Raw genomic sequence first — 22,473 nt, forward strand, 5'->3', positions numbered from 1 at the left:
GAATTGCTGAGTGGGTACGCCCTGAACGTGGTATCCGGGAAAAACAGGTCTCTGACTACTATAAATCCCTGCTGCAGAAAATGGACAGTGACAACAGTGGTGACCTTTCCGGCGAAGAACTGCGCCAGGCGGTGAATTACGCGGAACTGGATGTCAGGGATATCGCGGCACGAATGGTGGTCAGACACGACAGTGAGTGGTTTGGCGGCAGCAACCATCACCGGTGGAGAATATTTTTAAAGCAGCTGGATCCGCTGTGCATCAGCTATGTCAGACAGTGGTTTGACAACATGGAATGGATGAGCAAGGTGGACGGATTAAGTGGTGGTGCGCCTGTCTGGCATATGCATCCGGTGATTTTTTTGAATGCGCTTTCTGATGGCGAGGAAATGATCACCTACGAGCAATTAAAGGCAATGCTTCCTGCCGACAAAGAAAAATATGTACAGATTTATCTTGAACCTCTAAATGAAACAATGAAGCTGTTTGAAATAAATACCCCTCTGAGAAAAGCGCATTTTATGGCACAGATCCTTCATGAAACGGGCTTCTTTAAATATACTGAAGAAACTGCATCAGGAAAAGCCTACGAAGGTCGTAGTGATTTAGGTAATAACCAAGCTGGAGATGGTCCCTTGTTTAAAGGGAGGGGGTTATTACAAATTACAGGCCGTGATAATTATACAAAATGTCAGCAGTATCTAAGAACCAAACTTAACGACAACTCATTCGATATAACATCAACAACAGCTAAGGCTAGCCGCCTTTCAAACAACCCAAGGTATGCGGCACTAGCATCTGGTTACTTTTGGAGATACATAAAACCTAAGTTAAACAGTTCGGCTGATAAAGATGATATATACTGGGTGTCAGTTTGTGTTAATGGCTGGGCTGTACAAAAGAAACCTTATTATCCTGACAAAGCTAAAGAACCGAACCACATGGATGATCGAGTGGCAAAATTATCGATAGCTAAGAATGCATTTGGTCTGGAGTGATCGAAATGAAAAAAATACTATTATTGTCTGTTTGTGTGTTTTCTTTTTTTTGTAATGCGTCCGAAGAAATTAATGCTGAATATACGATAACTTCCTTATATAACGGCACCATAGGGAAAGGTAACATCACAATGAGCCTTACTGCATCCAGCGGGACGTATTCTGGTGTTTATATTTATAATAAATTCAAGAAAAACATCTTGCTAAACGGAACGTCCTCTGCCGACTCGGTTGTATTGAATGAGAAAGTAGGTGAAAGTACAGCAGTGATAACGCTCAAACATACAGTAGATGGATACAAAGGTCAGTGGTGTGGGAAGAAATGCCTTCCTGTAACCCTTTTAGCTCATGATTCATTTAAAGACGGTCTATTGAGTGGTGTAAAAATATCTGATTCTGAGAATGGTGGTTCCGAACTGAAGTTGGAATTCAATGGTAAAGTTGAAAATATATCCTTGCCGGAATCTATTGACACTCCTACCATCGATTTTATGGATGTTAATGGTGATGGTTTTTATGACGTAATTGCCAGAACTGATCACAGGCCAAATAATGGAAGTCAGAGTGTGTATATTTCAACCAGTAAAGGCTTTGTGGAGCAGAAAGTATTAAGCGGCGTAAATGGTACGTTGACATACAGACCATTCACTAAAAATATAGTATTTGATTCAAAGGATGATTGCTGCGAGAAGTATAGTAAAACTATTTACTCATTCGACAATGGCAAGCTTGTTAAAATTAATGATGTGTCTTTTGATTATTCAAGCGATAAAGGTCATTCTGAAAATGGTAGTGAAGTTTCAAAATCCATGTTTGAGTCTTATTGACTATAAATAATATCAAGGGAAGTATATGCAAGGAATAATCCGTCTCGGCGACAAAACCACACACGGTGGTGCCGTATTGTCCTGCTCAACGACCATGCTTTTTGGTGATATTGGCGTGGCCCGTAAAGGTGACCGTGTTTCCTGCCCTGAGCATGGTGATACCACTATTGTCGAAGGTAACCCAAATTATCGCGATCGCGGAGTTCCTGTGGCTTTCCATGGCCACAAGTGTGGTTGCGGCTGCACGCTTATCAGCTCACTGCCCAATGCTCTGGTGGGGTAAACGTGCCGGTTGAACTTGAGCGTATTCCCGCGCAGGAAAAACTGCCGCCCCGTCCGCGTTTTAAACGCTGGCTGCTCCTGGGCATTGTGATGCTGCTGGCGGGAGTTGCAGCTACATTCCTGTTCTGGAAGGGCGAGCGCTCCGGTGCTGCGTTCTGGGGGCTGTCAACAGGACTACCTGTCGTGTTATGGGGCCTTTTGATTGTCGGGCGCTATTTTGGCTACGTGCTCCTTTGTGCCAGTTGTGAGAGAAAAAATGCAACAACCGCCGCCCGGTACCGCTCAGACGTTGCGCGCGGACAGCGCTTTGCCTGGCTTATCGGTGAAGTCCTGATTAACGGGCTGGGGCCTGTCAGCCCGATGACACACGAGGCGGTGTTAGCCAAAAAGCCCCTGATGATGCCCTGTGAGCCCGTTAATGGCGGGAATCCGGTTCGTCACCGGGCGCTGGCGGCGATGGGAGAAATGGCTGACCGTGAAGCGCATTACTTCCAGGAGATCACCGCCCACGTTCAGAATCTGGTGTCGTTGCTACCGCCGACGCTGACCTGCTATCTGGCGGTGGATACCGGTGAACAGTTTTCGACACTGCCTTCGCTCCTGCAAAAAAGCGTTACTCGCCCGCTGGTGCGCATTCGCGACCTGACGGGGCTGGAAATCCTGGACTACTGGCTGGACTGCCATTATGACCGGGCTGCTGCGTTACTGGTTGTCAGCGCTCAGCTTTACGAACACCCGCCAGAGGACAGTGGCGAGGCCATTTCCATGTTACTGCTGACCAACTGCCGCCTGAAGGACATCCCGGATGTGTCGGTCAGGGTTCACCGGCCGCAGATCTGTCGCGATGGCAATCTCGATCGGGCATTTGAGCGTGTCATGATGTGGTCAGGACTGGAAAAAAATGCACTGAAGCAGGCATGGACCAGCGGCGGCCAGATGGCCTCCGGCGATATCTTCAGCAAGGCCCGGGAGGCACATGCCCCGGGGCTTAAAGCCGATAAAATTACCCATATTGATACGGTTGTCGGGTTTGCGGGCGTTGCCGCTCCCTGGCAGGCGTTACAGCTGGCAGCCCGTCAGTGTTTGAGCGACAGTGAAACCCAGCTAATTGTCACCGAACTTTCAGAAGACAACCGACAACTCTGTATTGTCACCCCGGAATAACTCTCAAGGGATTGCTCTCCTCCGTTATGAAAATCGCATCCACTTTTCTGCTTGCGCTGCTTCTGGGCGCACTATCTGTCTGCCTCATTGGCGGCGCACTCTTGTTATGGCCGGAGTGGGTTAAGGACACCTTCAATATCGGGCCATTCAGTACGACCGGCATAGTGATAATCAGCCTGCTGCTGATGCTGGCAGCTCTGATCGTCGGCTGGGTACTTGAAACTGTATTCACGAAGAACGGTGAGAAACAGGGAACGCTGGATGTGGTCGCCTCCGGACAGCAGGCTGCTGCATCCCAGCCTGAAGCAAAGCATACCGACGCGGACACCTCCCGGTTTGTGGCTGAGGCGCTGGTCGATCATCTGCGCCTGCGCTACCGCCGTCGCTGGAAAGCCAAAGTTCGCCTGCTGCTGGTACAGGGTACCGACAGTGATATCGAAAAGGTTGTGCCGGGTCTTAAAGGCGATCACTGGCAGGAAAGTGACGGTATTGTGCTTATTTACGGCGGTCTTGCGGAAAGCGTGCCGGATGATGAGTTCCTGTCCGTGCTGAAAGCAGTGCGACCACAGCGTCCACTGGATGGCGTGGTGCAGGTGATGAACGCGGCTGCACTGCCCGATACGGCGAAGCAGGACACGCTGGTGCGCGTACGTCAGAAAACCGATATTCAGCTGGGCTGGCAACTGCCGGTCTGGCTGTGGCTTGTCCGGGAAGGCTACTGGGACCAGGACGGAGTGGGTGTACCTCCAGCCGGCGCGCTGTTTGGTCCAGGTGCGACAACGGAAGAGGTCCGTTCGACATTGACCTCACTCTCGTCAGACCTGCAAACCCCAGGCGTGTCGGCGCTGCTGGAGAACTCTCAGCACCACTGGCTGTTGAGCCTGTCGAAAGCCCTGCGCGGCTCGTTGCGACGCTCCCTGATCCCGCTGCTGACCACGCTGATGTCAGGGCCAGCCCCATACCGTCTGCGTGGGGTGATGTTCAGTCCGGCAATGCCAGGGACCGAAACGGTGCCGCATGCGCGCCTTTCACCACCGGTCTGGCAGGCGCTCGAAAACGACAGCCTGCAGGTACATGCCCGTAAAATCGGTTTCCACTGGCAAAAGGTGCTGCGCCTGGTGCTGCTCGGTCTGGTACTGCTCTGGGGTGCGGGCACGCTACTGTCCCTGTCCGTCAACCGCACCCAAATCTGGCTGGCCCAGGATACGGCCCGGGTTGCCGCTGACACTAAACAGCCTCTTCCGGTGCGCCTGCGTAACCAGTTAGCACTGCAGCAGACCATTGCCCGCCTGCAGAACCGCGAAGTGCACGGTGCGCCGTGGTACACCCGCTTTGGCCTGAACCAGGACAGCGACACGCTGAAGCTGCTCTGGCCATTGTATGCCCGTAACAATCAGGCGCTGATGCGTGATGCACTGGCTGACGAACTTCACCGTCAGCTCAACGCTTTCGTGCAGTTGCCTCCGGCAAGCGATGCGCGCACCTCTGCCACTCAGAAGACCTATGGTTTGCTTAAAGGCTACCTGATGCTGTCCCGTCCAGACAAAGCGGATGCGGAGTGGCTGGCAGGCAATATGCTGAAGGCCTGGCCGCACCGCAGCGGCGTGCCGGAGAGCGTGTGGCAGACCCAGGCGCCGAAGCTGCTCGGCTTCTGGGCGCAGAACTTACCGGCACACCCGGAGTGGAAAATTTCTCCTGACCGCGAACTGGTGGGGACGGTACGCCAGATTTTGCTTAAACAGATAGGTCAGCGTAACGCCGAATCCGGTCTGTACCAGGAGATGCTCGGGCGCATTGCCCGAAACTGGCCGGATTTAACCCTGGCGGATATGACCGGCGACACGGACGCGTCAACCCTGTTTTCTTCTGAAGAAGTGGTGCCGGGGATGTTCACCCGTCAGGCGTGGGAAGAGCAGGTTGAAGATGCGATTGATGAGGTAGTGAAGACCCGCCGTGATGAAATTGACTGGGTGCTGACCGACAAAACCCATCAGCCGGGCAGCGACGTCTCGCCGGAAGCGCTCAAACAGCGCCTGACAGAGCGTTACTTCACCGATTTTGGCAACGCCTGGCTCAACATGGCCAACAGTATCCAGTGGCACGAAGCGTCATCGCTTTCGGAGGCCATTGCGCAGCTGAACTTGCTGGCAGATGTGCGTCAGTCCCCTCTGGTGGCACTGATGAATACGCTTGCCTGGCAGGGACAGACCGGGACAAAAGGAGAGGCTCTGGCTGACACCCTGGTGGACTCGGCGAAAAAACTGGTGGGGCGTCAGAAGAGTGCAAAACAGTTTATTGAACAGGCACAGGGGCCGAAAGGGCCGCTGGACGGCGTCTTTGGTCCGCTCACGGGACTGATGGCCGGCAAGGACGGTACCGGCTCAAACGGTAACCTCAGCTTCCAGTCCTGGCTTGCCCGTGTAACCCAAGTGCGTCTCAAGCTGCAGCAGGTGACCAGCGCCCCTGATCCGCAGGCGATGGCGCAGATGCTGGCTCAGACTGTTTTCCAGGGAAAAGCCATCGATCTGACTGACACCCGTGACTACGGCTCTCTGGTAGCGGCAAGTCTCGGGCAGGAGTGGAACGGTTTCGGGCAAGCATTGTTTGTGCAGCCGCTCGATCTGGCCTGGCGTCAGGTGCTGGCTCCGGCAGCAGGCAGCCTCAATGCCCGCTGGCAGAGCACCATTGTTTCGCAGTGGAACACCGCCTTTGCCGGACGCTATCCATTTAAGGCCACCGGCAGCGATGCTTCACTGCCACTGCTGGCCCAGTTCCTGCGCAGCGACTCCGGGCGTATCGCGGCATTTATCAAAAACAATCTCGGCGGCATGCTGCATCAGGAAGGCAGTCACTGGGTGGTGAATCCGGCTGCCAGCCAGGGAATGAGCATCAGCCCTGCGTTTCTCGCCGCCATCAATAAGCTTGCCGATATTTCGGATATTGTCTTTGCCCAGGGCGATGCCGGGGTGCATTTCGAACTGATGGCCCGACCGTCACGCGATGTGGCCCGCACCCAACTGACACTTGATGGTCAGAAACTGGATTACTTCAACCAGATGGAAAGCTGGCAGAGCTTCACCTGGCCGGGCAATACGTACTATCCGGGTGTCGATCTGAGCTGGCGCTCAACCAGCGCTGAAATGCGTCTCTTTGCCAGCAACCAGGGTAACTGGGGCTTTATTCGTCTGCTCGATAAGGCGCTGATCACCCCGCTTGACAGCAGCCGTACCCAACTGGTGTGGATCACTCCGGACGGTAATCCTCTGAAATTTATCATGCGCAGTGAGCTTAGCAACGGGCCACTGGCGCTGCTCGAACTGCAGGGCTTCAGCCTGCCGCAGACCATCTTTACTGTGGGTGCAATTGACAGCGCGCCCACTTTTGCCGGAGACGAATAAATGGCGACTGCAGAAACACTTCTGACCCTGTGTCTTCCGGATGCAGCCCAGCGTGCTGCACTGCTCGTACAGACCCGGGAAAACCTTTCCCGGTGGGCGCCGTGGCTGACGGTACTCCCTACCGGTCATGGTTCCGGAGACGACCCGACCTATGAAGATGATTTCCAACTGATGCGCGAGGAAATCAACAAGCTGTCTGGTACCGATACTGGGATGCTGTGCCGCCTGGCGGAAAGCATTCTTACCCGCCATGCCCGGGATATCCGGGTGGTGACCTGGTATACCTTTGCCCGCCTGCAGCGTGACGGCGATACCGGGCTGACGGATGGCATCCTGCTGCTGGCAGCCATGCTGGAGCAGGCCGGATCGCACAGCCACCCACAGCGCAGCGCCGCAAGACTGGCTGCACTCGACTGGCTGAACAGTGAGAAGGTGCTCGATACATTCTCGCGCTGGCCGGATGTGACGCGTGAAGAGACTGCAAGAACGGCGGCGGCGCTGTGCCTGCTGGAGACCTCGCTGAAACAACTACCGGAGGCGGAACGCCCCAGCTTTGCCGGTCTGCTGCGGACGCTGGAAATCCGCCTTGCCGGTAGCGGTGGGCTGGATACGCCAGTGGCTGCATCAGGCCAGGATCATGTTGGTGTAACCCCCTACAGCAAAGCGACATCGGGCGCGACTGTGCCGGAAGCCGCTGTCGTCAAATCGGAGGTGGAGTTGGTACGCCAGTTGCGCGTGCTTTCCGGCTGGGTGGTTGAGCAGCCGCAGGGCTGGCTTGCCGCCCACCGAATGATGAAGGCCGCCCGCTGGGACCTGGTGACACAACTGCCAGCGCTGGATGCGAGCGGCAGGACGCGTTTGCTACCGCCGAAAGCCGAATACCGCGCTCAGCTTAAACGCCTGTATCTGCAGCAAAGCTGGACTGAACTGGTGGAGCAGGTGGATGTTATGTTCACCGAAGGCGGTAACCGCTTCTGGCTCGATTTGCAGTGGTATCTGTGGCAGGGGCTGAGCCGGGCTGGCGGGCCGTGGGAACACTGGGCGGAGTACATACTCAGCGACCTGAGGCTGTTACTGAAACGCCTGCCAGGCCTGGAGACGCTTGCCTGGAACGATGGCACGCCGCTGGCCGATGAGGTGACACTGAACTGGATAGCCGAAAAGGTCAACGATGACATGCCCGGGTTTGCCGATGCGCCTGCGGTGGCAAATGGAGGCCAGACGGATGACATATCTGCGCTGGAAGTGGAAGCGATGGAAAAAGGTGACCGCGATGGCCCGGAGGCAGCGCTGACCTGGCTTCAGAATCGTCCGGACATGGCTTCACCCCGAAGCCGCTGGTTAATCCGTTTAATCATGGCCCGGGTGGCAGAGCAGTACGGGCGTAACGAACTCGCGCTGCACCTGCTCGGTGAACTTTCCGGGAGCGCACCGCTGCTCACCCTCAGTGAGTGGGAGCCGGGGCTGTTGTTTGATGTACAGGCCCGCCGTCTTCGGCTGTTGCGCCTGAAAGCCGGTCGCAGCGAGAGCGACAAAACCCGTTTTGCCCCTGAAATGGATAGTCTGCTGGCCGCGCTAATTACCCTCGACCCGGCGCGTGCGATGGTGCTGTGTGGGTAGGTTCTGCATTTACGTGACATTGTACCGATGCCGTCTCTTTTCTTTTTGTTGATTTCTACACTCAGGAAGTCCGTCCATGGATGATTTAACCCTGCGCTACTATGAAGCTGAAATGCGCTACCTGCGTGAAGCAGGTAAAGAGTTTGCCCGTGCTCATCCAGACCGCGCGGCTATGCTCAACCTGGATAAAAGTGGGGCCCGTGACCCGTACGTAGAGCGCCTGTTCGAGGGATTCGCCTTCCTGATGGGACGCCTGCGTGAAAAGCTTGATGATGACCTGCCGGAACTGACAGAAGGGCTGGTGAGCCTGCTGTGGCCGCATTACATGCGCACGATCCCGTCGCTCTCCGTGGTAGTGTTCACGCCGGACTGGCGTCAGCTTCGCAAAATGGAAGTGCTTGAGAACGGCTTTTCCGTGCTGTCGCGACCGGTCGGTCCCGATAACACGGTCTGTCAGTATCGCACCACCCGTGACGTACCATTGCAGCCGTTGCATCTGAGTGAGGCCCGCCTGCAGACTGAGCCTGATGGACGCGCCGCCATTCGTCTGCGTTTCGAATGCCCCGAAAAAGTGGACTGGTCAAAAACCGGGATTGAAAAGGTTGCCATTTTCCTCGATGCAGACAGCCCGGTGGCCTCGGCTCTGCATCTGGCGCTGACACGCCGGGTGCAGGCAATGTATGTCCGCCACAGTGAGACCCGTACCGAGAGGGTACGTTTTGACGGCTGGTGTAAACCAATGGGCTTTGATGATGCTGACCGGCTGTGGCCAAAAGGGGACTCAGCGTTCAGTGGCTATCAGTTGCTGCTGGAGTATTTTAGCTTCCGCGAGAAGTTCATGTTCGTGGAGCTCAGAGGTCTGGAGCTGGCAGGGTTGAGTCAGAAAACCACCTGGTTTGAGACTGATATTGTGCTCGACGGCGGCTGGCCGTCAGACATGCCGTTTGAGACCGATAATTTCCGTCTGCACTGCGCGCCGGTCATTAATTTGTTCTCACTGGAGGCGGACCCGCTGACGCCTGATCCGCTGCAGAACGAATACCTGCTGCGGCCGATGCGCGTGCAGGATGGGCATACGGAAATCTACAGTGTGGACTCTATTCATGGTGCGGTGAAGAATGGCAAACATCCATACGTACCGTTCACCAGTTTCCGTCACCGCGGTGGCATGATGCGCCATGACGCGCCGGAGCGTTACTTCCATACCCGCGTCAAGCGTGGACCCTCGGGACTGTATGACACGTGGCTTATCCTTGGCGGTAAGTCATTCGAACTGGAGCAGCTGTCGCAGGCCCCGGAGTCGCTCTCCATCCGCATTACGGGCACTAACGGACAACTGCCGCGCCGCTCACTCCAGAGCACGCTGCTGGACAGAGTGGTGAAGGCGGGTAAAGTGCCGGTTCGGGTCATGAACCTGACGGTGCCAACTTTGCCGCTTTACCCACCGGCAAATGACCGCTTCCACTGGCGGGTGATGAGCCATCTGGGTTCAAGTTTCTTAAGCATGATGGATAACCCGGAAGTGTTACGCGGCACGCTGGCGCTGTATGACTGGACCGACGATGAGATGAACCGCCGACGCCTGGAGGCGATTGTTGCCGTGAAGCACACGCTTATTCGTCGCTTTGAAAAGGGCTTTATGCTGCGCGGGGTGGACATTGAAATCACCCTTAATGCCGATAACTTTGCCGGGGAGGGCGACGTCACGCTGTTTGGCGAGATGCTGCATCGCTTCTTTGCCCTTTATGCCGATGTCCACCTCTTTAATCAGCTCACGCTGGTCCTGCAACCGACAGGGAAACGACTGCGATGGAAAGAGAATCACAGCCAGCACGTTCCGGGCTGACAGAAGCGCTTCGCGACGACATCTGGCGGGTTAATTTCTACCGCTTCTGTCAGTTGCTGGAGCAGGAGAACCCGGACGCGCCGAAACTGGGCAGTACCGAGAAACTGTCCGCCGACCCGGTGCGTTTTCGTCCGTGGCCGGGAATGGGCTTCCCGGTCAGTGAACTGAAGGCGGTTGAAACCGATGAGGACCACCCGGACCTGTCGCCGACGGTGCGGACCACTTTCCTCGGAATGTACGGGGTGGACTCCCCGCTACCGACGGCGTACCTCGATGATATTGTGCAGCGCCGGGAGGGGTATGAAGCCACCACAGCGTTTCTCGATATCTTCAGCCACCGTATTCACACCCAGTACTATCGTATCTGGCGCAAATACGCTTACCCGGCCACCTTCGAAGACGGCGGCGTGGATGACACATCTCAGTGCCTGCTGGGACTGGTCGGTCTTGGCATCCCGGGTACGGCGGAGCAGATTGCCACGCCGGTCTCCCGCTTCCTGGCGCTGCTTGGCACCATGCGGTTGCCAACCCGAAACGCCGAAGGCATCCGCCAGCTGGTGGGCCTGCTGGCCCCGGAGACCCGGGCCATGGTTATCAGCCCGGACCCGGTGAAAGTCCCCGTGGAGAGCCGCAGTGGACTCGGCAAAGCCAACCGCGTGTCGCTGTCACAGCGGGCCACACTCGGCAGGACCGGGAAAGAAGCCTGCAGCCGTATCCTCCTGATGCTGGCGACTGACAATCCGCAGGAGGCGCAGGGCTGGTTGCCCGGCGGTCAGCTGCACACTGACCTGATGGTGCTGCTGCGGGTGTACATGGGTTATCGCTCCGATGTACGCCTTCGCCTCACGGTACCGGTAAGCTGTCTGCCTGAACCACGTCTGGGTAAGACAAGCCGGGTTCAACTGGGCCGCACCGGCGTGCTGGGCCTCAAACGCGACCGTCCCACGATCCGTACGCACCTCACCGTAAGTCTGGGCACCTGTGAAGGCCTGACCTGTGAGACCCTGCGGCCGGCCGAGCCCGGCGGCTATCGCTTCGACTGATTTTCCGGAATGCAATACCCAATACCAGACACATTCAACACGCCCCTGTTTCTGAACGCTGAAAAGGACTCCACGAATGACTTTCGCTTCCCTGTCGCGCAGCGCCGCACTGATGCTGCTCTGTTCCCTTTTGACCGCATGTGGCCTGACTCAGGCCGTGTCGGACGGCACTGTCAGCGCAACCAGAGCCATTTTCTACAAAAAAATAAAGGTGCTGCACCTGGACTTCGAGCCACGTGCCGCTGCCAATGCCGATGAAGGGCAGACACCACTGGCCACCATGATGCAGGTTTATCAGCTCCGGGACCGCCAGAAGGTGGATGCGGCCGACTACCAGAAACTGCTGCGCGATGCGGATAACACCCTTAAAGAGGACATTGTCGCCAGCAAGTCTCTACTGGTGATGCCCAAAGGCAGCGTGACGCTCAATATGCCGATGAGCGAAGAGGCGAAATTTGTGGCGGTGGTGGGGCTGTTTAATCGGCCGGATATCAAAAACAACACCTGGAAGCTGGTACTGAGCCGCGACGACCTCGACCCGGACAAGCCGCGCACCATCCAGCTCAACAGCACCGGGCTGACCCTGGTTCCGGTGAAGGAGTAAACCCATGGACACCACCCTCGATAACTGGCTGGCGCTGTTTGACGGGCAGACCCGCTACCGCTTTGAGATAAACGACAGCATCCTGAAGCCGGATGTGCTGAACCTCCACGGTCGGGAAGCGCTGAATGCACCGTTCAAATGGCGCATTGAGTTCACCACGCCGCAGAAAGGCATCAGCCGTCAGGATGCGATGCTGAAGTATGCCACCCTCAGCATGCTCAGTGGCAGAGTCGTGCAGGGTATCATTACCGGCTTTGAGGTCCTCAACGAAACCGTGGACCAGACGCATTTCGCCGTAACGCTTTCATCGCGCCTGGCACTGCTTGCCCATACCCGCCGCTGCGCGGTCTGGCAGAATGTTTCGGTACCAGAAATGGTGGCGCAGGTCCTGCGCAGCCACGGGCTGGAAGGAGGAGATTTTGAATTCCGGCTGGAACGGACTTACCCGGTCCGCAAACTGATAACCCAGTGGCGTGAGACCGACCTGCAGTTTATTCAGCGAATACTGGCCGAAGACGGCATCTGGTTCCGCACCGGGGTCAACACTACCACCGGGCTGGATACGGTGACCTTCGCCGACAGCCAGCTTCAGTATCAGTTTGATGTACGCCTGCCGTATCGTGAGCCTTCTGCCCTCCATGACGGCGCGGTGGAGGCGGTATGGGATGCCAGAGTGTGGCACCACACGGTGACCGGCAGTGTGGCCACACGGGATTATAACTACCGCACCGCCAGCACGCCGATGGATGCGACCGCAACCGTCAGAAACGAGGCGGCCACCACTGGCGAACGCTATCGCTATGCGGCCTCGTACCGCAAAGCGGGCGATGACAGTACTTCTGAGCCGGAAACCGAAAGCGGGGCGTTTTATGCTCGTATCCATCACGAACGTGAACTGAACAGGGCCATCCGCCTGCATCTCTTTAGTAACGCCAGCCACCTGACGCCGGGCATGGTGCTGGAGACCGACGACAGTGGCGTGCCGGAGCTGAAAGAGGGGCTAGTGATTACACTCACCACCTTCCGCGCGGCCCGGGATACCCGTCTGCACGTTTCCGTGTGGGGTATGCCCTACAGCGAGCAGTTTTGCTTCAGACCTGAGCCTGTACCACGCCCGCTGATCGCCGGTACGCTGATGGCCCGCGTGGAGAGTGACGAGAAGAACGCACCGTATGCCCATCTCGATGAAACGGGGCGTTACCGGGTGAAGCTGGACTTCAGCCGTGAAGACGCAGAGCCCGGTTATAACTACCTGTGGATACGCCAGGCCAAACCGTACGCCGGGGAAACGTACGGCTGGCACACGCCGCTGATAAATGGCACTGAAGTGGGGATTGCCTTTGACGGCGGCGACCCGGACCGCCCGTATATCGCCCATGCGTTCCATGATTCTGAACATCCGGACGTGGTCACCCGGGACAATCGCAGCCAGAACATCCTGCGCACCGCAGGTCAGAACGAACTGCGAATGGAAGACCTGCGCCAAAGCGAGCATATTGCGCTGAAAACGCCGTTTGGAGCCACGGCCCTTAACCAGGGCCATATCGTTGATGCACAGAACGAGCCGCGGGGCACCGGCTTTGAGCTGCGCACCGATGAGTTCGGGGTTATACGTGTGGCAAAAGGGCTGCTGGTCACCGCCGATGGCAAAGTGCACGGCGAAGGCGATGTGCTGGATATGGACGTGCCACTAAAGGAAATTGAGGCCGTCCGGACGCAAATCGAGGGACTGGCCACAGCAACCCGACAGGCGAAAGCCCTCGAAGCTGATATCGCCAGCCAGCAGGCAATGTTCGCCACACGGCTGAAAACTCTCAATGAGATGCTTCACTTCTCAGCACCCGAGGGGATGGCTTTTACCAGCGCAGAGCATCTGCAGCTGGCGGCCACTGACAATATTGCCCTGAATGCCGGTGGTGATATCAGTGTCGGGACCCAGGGGCATATCACCGGACTGGCAGGCGACAGCGTGGGAATGTTTGCTCAGCACGGCAAGCTGAGCCTGATTTCGGCTCAGGGGCCGGTCCAGTTTCAGGCGCAGAACGGCGTGATGAACCTGAGTGCGGAGCAGAAACTGTCTCTCATCTCTGCCAGAGAGATGCTGCTGGCCGGGAAGAAGCGAATTCGTCTGGTGGGTGGCGGGAGCTCCATCCTCATCGAGCAGGGGCAAATCAAGTACGAGACGGCGGGAACGTACACCCGCAAGGCCAGACGACTGGACACGGAAGGTGGTGCTTCACAGAGGATAGAAATGCCAGTTTTGTACCCGCCAATCGAAAATAAAATTTGTATTCCTTGTCTGCTTAAAGCTATTCAGGCGAATGATGCGATAGTGCAGGGAGCATAAAATTGGACAGTACAGAACTCATTACAGCGTTATCCTGCAGTTCAGACGAGAACATCAGCCTGCTGTTTGAAGCCGGAGCGCAGCCGGAGGCCGATTTTCTGGCATTTAAAGAGCAGCATGCTCACAGGCTGCATTCTCTGTATATCCATCCTCAATTGACAGAATTTCAGAACTACGGCCCCTGGTTGCTGGAAATTGATAATGCAGAGCAGTTACCTGATTATCTGACGTCTTTGCCGGGATGTGCCGCAGTCATTGTTTCAACGCGTTATTCATCAATGCTGTCAGTGCAGCTATCACGTGGATGCACTATTGTGCAACCTGATGGTTCTACGGCGCTGACGCGCTTCTATGCGAGCCACGTTATCGGTGTGCTGGCGCAGTGTGCCGAGAACGACTGGCATGCCTTTCTGTTCAACGGCATCACACAATGGTGGCTTCCTGGCGAAACACAGTGGCAGGCGCTTGCCATAAAGCCCCTGGAAGCAGATAAGCCCACTAATCCTATTATCAGGCTTGATAAAGCGACATGGGAGCAGATTACGGATAAGCCGGAAGTGACCAGTGTGTTGAGAGAATGGCAAAAAATGCCGACCAGCAGGGCGTTCCCAGCTTGTGCGCAGCGACTGATGGTGATTAAGGCGCTGAATAAAAGTAAAGAATCGGGTTTGTTATCCGCGGCTGATCAGAAAGTGTACGCGCTGTATTACCTTAATGGTGGGCGGCAGGAGCTGGAATCAGATGCACTGAAGGTTGCATTACCAAAGGTGCTGAATGGAACACAGTCGCTGGCAGAGGTGTTGGTTAACCTTGCGGATATACAGTACTGAAAATCTGAACGGTTAATGGTAGTTGCTTCAATCAGGGAAATAAAAATGGGATTTTTTAAGACTTACGACAAAGTTGATAACGCCGTCAATCGTGGCTATGCCCGCTGGAAAAAATGGATCTGGGGCAGTTTATTGGCGGTGGTTCTGACATACGGTGGCTGGCTAGTCTGGGCATTAATCTGGGGGCCGCCGACGGGTCCAGTAACATTGATCATTCACAGTGAAATTGACAGGCCCATTCTGGGATTCAGTGTTAACGGAGTGGCAGGCTCAAACGCTTTTGCCCATGGTGGTGGTGGCGCAACCTGTTGCGGCAGCATCAGCGGGAAAACAGCGGAGGTAATATGGACCCTTGATATTACTCATGAGCAGTATCTCAAAGGTATGCGTCTTGAAAAACGTCGGGTTGTGATGCCAATGCCAGAAAGAAAGTGGGGAGAGAATGATTTGCATGTTCACTTTTTGCCCGGGGATAAAGTGTTACTGGGCTGGAGCGATAATGCCTGGTCGCCTTATGAAAAGCGGCCAGAAAATATTAAATAACGGGTGAGTCAGGGAAATAAAAATGGGATTTTTTAAGACTTACTACAAAGTTGATAACGCTGTAAATCGTGGCTATGCCCGCTGGGGGAAATGGATCTGGGGCAGTTTATTGGTGGTGGTTCTGGCATACGGTGGCTGGCTAGTCTGGGCATCCATCTGGGGGCCACCGACGGGGCCAGTAACATTAATTATTCACAGTGAAATTGACAGGCCCATTCTGGGATTCAGTGTTAACGGAGTGGCAGGGGCAAATGCTTCTGCTCATGACAAAAATAATCCATATGGTTCGGGACCAGGTGGATCAACTTGTTGTGGCAGTATCAGTGGTAATACGGCGGAAGTCATTTGGACATTAAGTACCACACGTGCTCAGTACGATGCGGGTCTTCGTAAAGAAACTCGTCGGGTTATTATGCCATTACCAAAAAGAAAATGGGAAGAAAATTATCTCCATGTTTATTTTTTTCCAGGAGATAAAGTTCGACTATGGTGGGGAACTGGCTTCGTAAGCCCTAAGGCTGAAGTGATTTTAGAGCATGCTGACTGACAGGAATTATAGACATGGATATTGAAAGCATAATTGCAGCAGCGAATCGTGCACAGCAAGCTGAAGATGAAAATATAGGGAATTGCAATCGAAATTGGCTGGTGGGATTCTTTTTTGATGGTATTCACCGTAATATTGAACAGGATGCGTCAGAGAATCGCCTAAGTAACGTTGCTCGTTTATTTCGGGCTTTTCCCAGTATGCAGCAAGATACATCCCATGAAAACTATTCAAAATTCTATATTTCCGGGTTAGGCACCCCATTCAAAGAAAATCTAACCTCAAAACTTCATGCTATTATGGACGGTGCCCAGAGTTCTGTTATGGATGACCTTAAAGATCAGCCAAAAGAAATAGCGAAAGATGCCGGTATGGAATTACTGAAAGGTAGTGACTGGTGGGAGGTTTTAAAGGACTCAGGAAAAAAACTGATAAGCCCTTCAGAGTGGAAATCGCTGGTGGGTGATGTAACCAAAAACGCTGCAAAGAAATCAGGTATCGAGGCAACCCCTTGGTTGCGTGATAATCCCACTATTGCCGATATGTTGGTAACAGGTGTTGATACCAGAATTACTTCGACGAAAACTACATTTGAAGAAGCTTTTAAAGAAATCAAAACTAAGAGTCCGGTACCAGTAAAACTAATATCTATTTCACTCTTTGGATACGATGTCGGAGCGACTCTTGCACGTAAATTCATTGATATGTTGATTGATGATATTTGTCAGAAACAGGGTGATAAACATACTTACCAGGGGATCCCCGTAGAGATTGTTTTTGCCGGCCTGTTTGACTGTGCTCGTCATACCCCTGCCAGTAATAATAATGGCGTGGACTGGTTTATTTCTGCTTTCGGGGGGCCAGTAAAAGGGATTAGCGTGCTGATGGGCGATAAGTCTGTTGATCAGGAATCGGCATTGCCGGATACGGTTAAAAATGCACTGCACCTGGTCGCAGCCCATGAAAACCGGCCATGGCGTAGCGTCTATTGCCTTGGTGGGAGTAATAATAAACATAAGGAAGAGTTGTTACCCGGCTGTGCAGAGGACGTAGGGGGAGGCCTGAAGCCAAATGAACAAAAACCGAGTGCAGAACTTTGTCGGGTTGCTCTTCACCGGATGTACCGGGCCGCAACGATGGCTGGTGTTCCATTTCCAGATTTACAAACACTAGATCAGACGGATACTGATGTTGCTGCCTATTTCATCATGCAGGACAAGGTTAAGAACAAGTCTGTCACTCAATGGACAAAGCTGTATCAGCAAGCGATGCCTTTTAACGCTGTCAATATCGGATCGCAGAACCGTCATCTGGACAGCTATATTGAGTGGCTTGGGCAACAATATTATCAATACCGCTGTGAGTGCATGAAGTATGAAAAACAACGTGGCGATATTTTAGTCTCCGCCGGTGCTTCTGCCGGGTTATTGGGGATTTCACCACAGGCAAAAGAAGCGTCAAGACATTACCAGAATGAACTTGATGTGTTGTACAAAAATTGGGGTTGGCTGGACGATGTCCATGATGCCGCAATAAGAATGAAGAACAGTATGGAAAACAATCCCAATGATAAGCGTATCCACATCGTGCCTGATATCTACAGGCCTGCATTGAGGCGAGCGAGACGTTTTCTCGATTATGCCCATGCAGCTTATCTTGGTCAGCCTCAGCCTTTCCCCGAAGATAATGCGCCCTCTGATATGTATGCCTGGTTTATTCATAACAGACAAGCAACTGGAAATGATGTTGGCATCTCTCAGGATTTCCTGGTGATTCGTTCACTGGAAAAACCTGAGGTGTAACCTGTAACCGTCATTGATCCTTGGGTCATTCATCTTTATCTATTCTTTAACGCTTATTACTTGATATCCCGTCATTGCCAGGATACAGATGGTGTGTGGTATGAAGAAAATAATGCTTCGCATGCGTAGTGGCCTCGGCAGATTATAGTTACTATTCAATTATGGAATAACTTTGCTCTTGGATTTCTCCCTTAAAAAACTCAAGTACAGCTAAAAAGCAAACTTGATAATCGTAATTGAGATGGTTGTTCATATCGTGATGAAGAAAGAAATTTGTTGATTTTATTAAGTAGTGCAGGAGCGATGATTAATTGTATTGCCACCGTGTTCTCGTTGCATTCGAATTACCTTGAGCAGTTTGACTCTTTATAATTAATGAAATAACTAAAGCAATGTTAATGTTGACTAGATTGAGCTTAATCGTAATTATGAAGGAAGTGACCCTTGAATAAAAATCCCCCCTCTCTGTGCGAGATGCTTTATGGCAATTTTGTCGGTGATCTCGACCTTCAGCATATCAGTGAAGAAAATCAGGTTATCCTGTCGGTGCTGGATAATATGCAGCGGATCCTTAACTGTCGCGCCGGTACTCTGTCACATCTGCCAGACTATGGTCTGCCAGATATGACCACCATTCTGCAGGGACTTCCCGGCACCGCGCATAAGCTGATGTCGACGCTGTCTGCGGTCTTGCTGAAATATGAGCCGCGCCTGAAGTCTATTGAGGTGTTACTGCTTGATCAGGAAATTCCTGGTGAGCTGCGCTACGCCATAGATGCAGAACTTAGCGGTGTTGGTCTGGTGCGCTATGGCACTGAGTTTATGCCGGAGGGACGAGTAATGTTACGCCATCTTAAGCAACAGCAGTATATCGATACTGCAACCCATCTGTAAGGCCAGAGAGCATCATGTCAGTAAAATCACAGTTTCTTGATAAATTGCAGACCAGACAGTCTGCTCCGGCTTCATCTGTCAGTAAGAGTCAGGCCGATATAGCTGAGTTTTGCCTGCGAATGACGCAACTTAAGGAGCAGATGGACGTGTGGCTGGAAAGTACCGGACTAAGCGTGGAAGCGTACAGTACATCCGTTACGGATCTGCTGGTGAAGAACGGGACTTTTGAGATTACCGCCCTCGTTCTGCGTATCGATGACCGGTCTGTAAAATTTGTGCCAGCGTTCCTTTATGGTCAGGGTGTGACCGGGTGCGTGGAGGCGACCTTCCATGATGGGAGACATAGGACTTCACTGGGACGTTTATTCATGCGGTCAGGAAGGGTGAACAACTGGACCTTTATTCCGCCTGGTGTTTTATCCCGCCCAGGGCAGGGTTTTGATGAGAGCACTTTTTTTGGTTTGATTCTGGTGCTCCTTCCATAGTGCAACCGGAATGAGCAATAGCTATATATTTTTTTGCCTGTCAGTCATTGCATAATTACCTGGCGAAACAGTTAATAGCTGACGGAGAACAGAGCCACAAAATTACGAAATAAATTACGGATATGGAAATGAGAAAATTAATCTTCCTTCTGGTTTCAGAAATTTTTTTTACAGCACAGGCTGATGCTGCGCGTGGAAGGCAGCCCTGTTCCGGTTCAAAGGGGGGTATAGCGCACTGCACATCGGATGGACGCTTTGTCTGTAATGACGGGAGTCTGAGTCAGTCGAAACGATTCTGTTCCGGGTATCGTTCTTCAGAAACCAGCAATCCGGTAAGACCGTCCACTTCCACCCGCAAAGCTAAGACGAAAAAAGTGACAACGGCGAAAAAGCAGGACCCGCAACGTGTTGAAGAGAACGACGAACCGGTCAGTACCCAACCCCGACCGCCCACATGCGCGCCCCTCTATATGGCCAGTAAGCCCGGATATACCCATTTACCGATTTGTTCAGGGAATCAGTATTAATCGGATATGGAAAAGATTCCCTGCCCGTTGTAAAGATTAAATAGTCAGGATTAAAAGAAAAAAGGAAAAAAATAAAATATGGCACGAAGAAAAAAAGATGACAATGCTGCGGGTATTATTCTGGTTATTATTGGCGTCGTTGTCTGGGGTATTTATGTTGCGGTAAGAGCATTAATCAATATCAATGAGCGATTTATTGAATCTGTGTCGAATCCGGCCGGAATCATCGGTCTGTTCTTTGGTTTACTGATAGCCGTTGCGTTGATAATCCGGGTTTTCATTTACCGGGGTTTCCGGAAGAAAACAGCAGAACTCGAGCAGGCCATGTCGGACCTGGCCCAGAAAGAGAAAGCCTTTGACGAAACGGTCAGTACTGAAGTGGCTCGTGGCCTGTATCAGGAAAAGAAAGAGCTTTCCGGTCAATGGGATGACTTTCACAATGCCAGAAATAAAGCCTCCCGGGCACTACAGCGTATTGTGGACTCCGCGTATAAATTCAAAGTCAAAACCCTGCTTTCCGGCACCACGGTAAATAACTGGCAAAGCAAGTACGACCAGCTCAGAAAAGAGAGAGACGCTTATGCTGCTATAAGCGAGAAAATTACCTTTCTGGAACTGGAAGATAATGCCGACTGGGAAGGCGTAAAACAGCAGTTTCTGAATAAGGTAGCTCTGCTGGAAAAAGCGCAGGAAGAAAAAGAATATCAGGCTGAGCTCAAGCGTCAGATGCGGGAAGAGAAACAGCGTCAGGATGAACTGGAGCAGCAGCAGCGAGAAGCGGAAGAGGAGGAGCAACGCCTTGCTGAGCAGCAGCGTTTACTGGAAGACGCTCTGCTCGCCGCTGAAGGTGCGCACAGGGAAGAGCTGGAAAGACAGCGTCTGGAGCTGGAGCAGAAAATCCAGGACGTGCATCAACAGTATGAACGCGCCAAATCCATGGCCCAGCTCACGAAGCAGGGACACGTATATGTGATTTCGAATATTGGCTCCTTCGGTGAAAACGTATTTAAAATCGGTATGACCCGACGACTGGAGCCTATGGAGCGCGTGAAAGAACTGAGCGGAGCAGCAGTGCCGTTTGATTTTGACGTCCATGCCATGATTTCCTGCGATGACGCCCCTGCGCTTGAAAAGACGTTACATGACCATCTGGAACGCTACCGGATTAACCGAATTAATCTGCGCAAGGAGTTTTTCCGGGTAGAGCTTAGTCGAATTATCGATGAGGTGGAGCGTCACCACGGGCAGGTTGAATATATTGCTGACCCGGTGGCGCTACAGTATCTGCAGAGTCTCGAATACGCAGAAAGCGAAGCCGCATAAACGTTAATTTCGTCTGGTTCAAGCCACATCAAATGGATATATGGTCATGAATAATATCATCCCACGTAAAATTAAAACCGGCGGCGACCCGCGCACGCTGCCAGATTACGCTGCTCTCCGCGATGAACTCAGCAAGCTGACGCATCCTGCTCGCCCGGATGTAAACTGGCAATATGTCGAAAAACGCTGTCTCTCTCTGTTTGAACAAAACGGTGTGGAGTTGCAGACTGCGGCCTGGTACACCCTTGCCCGGACTCACCTGTCTGGATTGGCTGGCCTGAACGAAGGGCTGGCGATTCTGGAGGCCCTGATTAGCCATCAGTGGGACGTTTTCTGGCCGAAGACGTTACATACTCGTCTGGAGATCCTTACCGGCCTGAGCCAGCGACTGCAGCAGCGCATGCGTATGCTTCCACTCAACAACAGCCATCTAAGTGAGCTTTACAGTGCTGAAACGTTGCTTACCCGGCTGAGTGCGGTGCTCCAGCGTCTTGAACTGAAACACCTAAGCCAGTTCGATACGTTACGAACAATGATACGTTCGAATGCTGAACGGCTGGAAAGCAGTAATGACGCATCAGATCAGAATGCACGCATGATGCCCGGTTGCGAAATACCTCAGGAAAGGGCAGAGCCGGTTGACGAAGTGAAATGGGTCTATGTTGTGCAGCCGGAAAATCAGCCTGATGCAGAGGGGCTTACGACAGCGCACGGGTCGGTCAGACCATGGAAGCCCTTTGTCGCCGGGATGTGTTCTATGCTGGTGGTCTGCGTCGCCGTGGCGTGGGAAGGGGGCTTTCTGTCCAGACCCGATCCCTTAACGATTCAGGCTGTTGCCTCGCTGGTGCCGTTACCTGAAGCGCTTACACCTGCTCAGCAAGAGGCGTTAGCACAGCGAGGCACTTTACCGTCCACATTTATCACTGAAACGCAGCAGCAGCTTGCCCGACTGGATAAGCTGCCTCCTGACTGGAATATTTCCTACAGCCTTCAGTTGTTAGCGCAACTCCAGACGGTGCGGCCGGAGGAGGCGAAGCCGCTCGCCGTGCAGTGGCAGCAAAAATTTAACGCGGCAGCGTTGCCTGCTGAGGCCATGAACAGCTGGTACCAGGGAATGATGAAGCTTCAGCAACTGAGCCATCGGCTGAGTAGTCTGGATGAGCAAAAGGGAAAATATATCACCGTGAGTGAGCTTAAATCGGTGGTTTTTTCGACTATACAGTCATTTAACCAAACAATACCGGCTGAAGAACAACTCAGACGCCTGTCACAGCATCCCGCAGGAGGTGTGCTTCCTGAAGCTGAAAAGACCCAGCTGGAGTTGCGTCTTAAACAGCTGGCAACGCGTTACGCTCAAATAAAACGGGATTCTTCTTCGCAGTGAATTCTGCGG

17 protein-coding genes and 1 pseudogene are annotated in these 22,473 nt (G+C 53.2%); all 18 read left to right on the plus strand.

The features are described 5' to 3' along the window. Positions 1 to 998: pseudogene (locus BFG58_RS24135) on the plus strand (hypothetical protein); the annotation flags it as partial. A 5-nt stretch (positions 999 to 1,003) separates the two neighbouring features. Continuing rightward, positions 1,004 to 1,825, plus strand: coding sequence for a hypothetical protein (locus BFG58_RS19745; protein ID WP_254665210.1), 822 nt, complete (start codon positions 1,004 to 1,006; stop codon positions 1,823 to 1,825). A gap of 25 nt (positions 1,826 to 1,850) precedes the next feature. Continuing rightward, positions 1,851 to 2,108 (plus strand): PAAR domain-containing protein, encoded by a 258-nt coding sequence (locus BFG58_RS23570; protein WP_072000524.1) that lies wholly within the window; start codon positions 1,851 to 1,853, stop codon positions 2,106 to 2,108. Positions 2,109 to 2,110: 2 nt separating this feature from the next. Further along, complete coding sequence (locus BFG58_RS19750) at positions 2,111 to 3,271, plus strand: hypothetical protein (protein ID WP_069720418.1); 1,161 nt, start codon at positions 2,111 to 2,113, stop codon at positions 3,269 to 3,271. A 26-nt stretch (positions 3,272 to 3,297) separates the two neighbouring features. Next, positions 3,298 to 6,669: an ImcF-related family protein gene (locus tag BFG58_RS19755; RefSeq protein ID WP_069720419.1), complete on the plus strand. Its 3,372-nt coding sequence runs from the start codon at positions 3,298 to 3,300 to the stop codon at positions 6,667 to 6,669. Beyond that, entirely contained in the window at positions 6,670 to 8,289 is a 1,620-nt protein-coding gene (gene tssA, locus BFG58_RS19760; protein ID WP_069720420.1) for a type VI secretion system protein TssA, read from the plus strand. It abuts the gene before it with no gap. Positions 8,290 to 8,365: 76 nt separating this feature from the next. Further along, the gene (gene tssF / locus BFG58_RS19765; protein ID WP_069720421.1) at positions 8,366 to 10,135 is read left to right on the plus strand and encodes a type VI secretion system baseplate subunit TssF; all 1,770 of its coding nucleotides are present in this window, start codon (positions 8,366 to 8,368) and stop codon (positions 10,133 to 10,135) included. Continuing rightward, on the plus strand, positions 10,099 to 11,178 hold the full coding sequence (tssG, locus tag BFG58_RS19770; protein ID WP_069720422.1) for a type VI secretion system baseplate subunit TssG: 1,080 nt from the start codon (positions 10,099 to 10,101) through the stop codon (positions 11,176 to 11,178). Before tssF ends, tssG begins: the two co-directional genes overlap by 37 nt. Positions 11,179 to 11,254: 76 nt before the next feature. Beyond that, on the plus strand, positions 11,255 to 11,782 hold the full coding sequence (gene tssJ / locus BFG58_RS19775; RefSeq protein ID WP_069720423.1) for a type VI secretion system lipoprotein TssJ: 528 nt from the start codon (positions 11,255 to 11,257) through the stop codon (positions 11,780 to 11,782). Positions 11,783 to 11,786: 4 nt separating this feature from the next. Beyond that, positions 11,787 to 14,129 (plus strand): type VI secretion system Vgr family protein, encoded by a 2,343-nt coding sequence (locus BFG58_RS19780; protein ID WP_069720424.1) that lies wholly within the window; start codon positions 11,787 to 11,789, stop codon positions 14,127 to 14,129. A gap of 2 nt (positions 14,130 to 14,131) precedes the next feature. Next, positions 14,132 to 14,959 (plus strand): DUF4123 domain-containing protein, encoded by an 828-nt coding sequence (locus BFG58_RS19785; RefSeq protein WP_069720425.1) that lies wholly within the window; start codon positions 14,132 to 14,134, stop codon positions 14,957 to 14,959. Positions 14,960 to 15,004: 45 nt separating this feature from the next. Next, a complete protein-coding gene (locus BFG58_RS19790) occupies positions 15,005 to 15,502 on the plus strand; it encodes a DUF3304 domain-containing protein (protein WP_069720426.1) in 498 nt (165 codons plus the stop codon). Positions 15,503 to 15,524: 22 nt separating this feature from the next. After that, positions 15,525 to 16,049, plus strand: coding sequence for a DUF3304 domain-containing protein (locus BFG58_RS23575; protein ID WP_083261545.1), 525 nt, complete (start codon positions 15,525 to 15,527; stop codon positions 16,047 to 16,049). Between the two features lie 14 nt (positions 16,050 to 16,063). Further along, a complete protein-coding gene (locus BFG58_RS19795) occupies positions 16,064 to 17,851 on the plus strand; it encodes a DUF2235 domain-containing protein (protein WP_069720427.1) in 1,788 nt (595 codons plus the stop codon). 444 nt (positions 17,852 to 18,295) lie between these two features. Then, positions 18,296 to 18,745 carry a type VI secretion system baseplate subunit TssE gene (gene tssE / locus BFG58_RS19800; RefSeq protein WP_139125334.1) on the plus strand — a complete coding sequence of 150 codons (450 nt, stop codon included), beginning with the start codon at positions 18,296 to 18,298 and terminating at the stop codon, positions 18,743 to 18,745. A 14-nt stretch (positions 18,746 to 18,759) separates the two neighbouring features. Beyond that, positions 18,760 to 19,230 (plus strand): hypothetical protein, encoded by a 471-nt coding sequence (locus tag BFG58_RS19805; RefSeq protein WP_069720428.1) that lies wholly within the window; start codon positions 18,760 to 18,762, stop codon positions 19,228 to 19,230. Positions 19,231 to 19,835: 605 nt separating this feature from the next. Continuing rightward, positions 19,836 to 21,080 carry a GIY-YIG nuclease family protein gene (locus BFG58_RS19810; RefSeq protein WP_069720429.1) on the plus strand — a complete coding sequence of 415 codons (1,245 nt, stop codon included), beginning with the start codon at positions 19,836 to 19,838 and terminating at the stop codon, positions 21,078 to 21,080. A gap of 46 nt (positions 21,081 to 21,126) precedes the next feature. Continuing rightward, positions 21,127 to 22,464, plus strand: coding sequence for a VasL domain-containing protein (locus BFG58_RS19815; RefSeq protein WP_069720430.1), 1,338 nt, complete (start codon positions 21,127 to 21,129; stop codon positions 22,462 to 22,464). Positions 22,465 to 22,473: the final 9 nt, after the last annotated feature.

The sequence above is a fragment of the Enterobacter sp. ku-bf2 genome (assembly GCF_001742765.1).
Classification (GTDB): Bacteria; Pseudomonadota; Gammaproteobacteria; order Enterobacterales; family Enterobacteriaceae; genus Enterobacter; species Enterobacter quasiroggenkampii.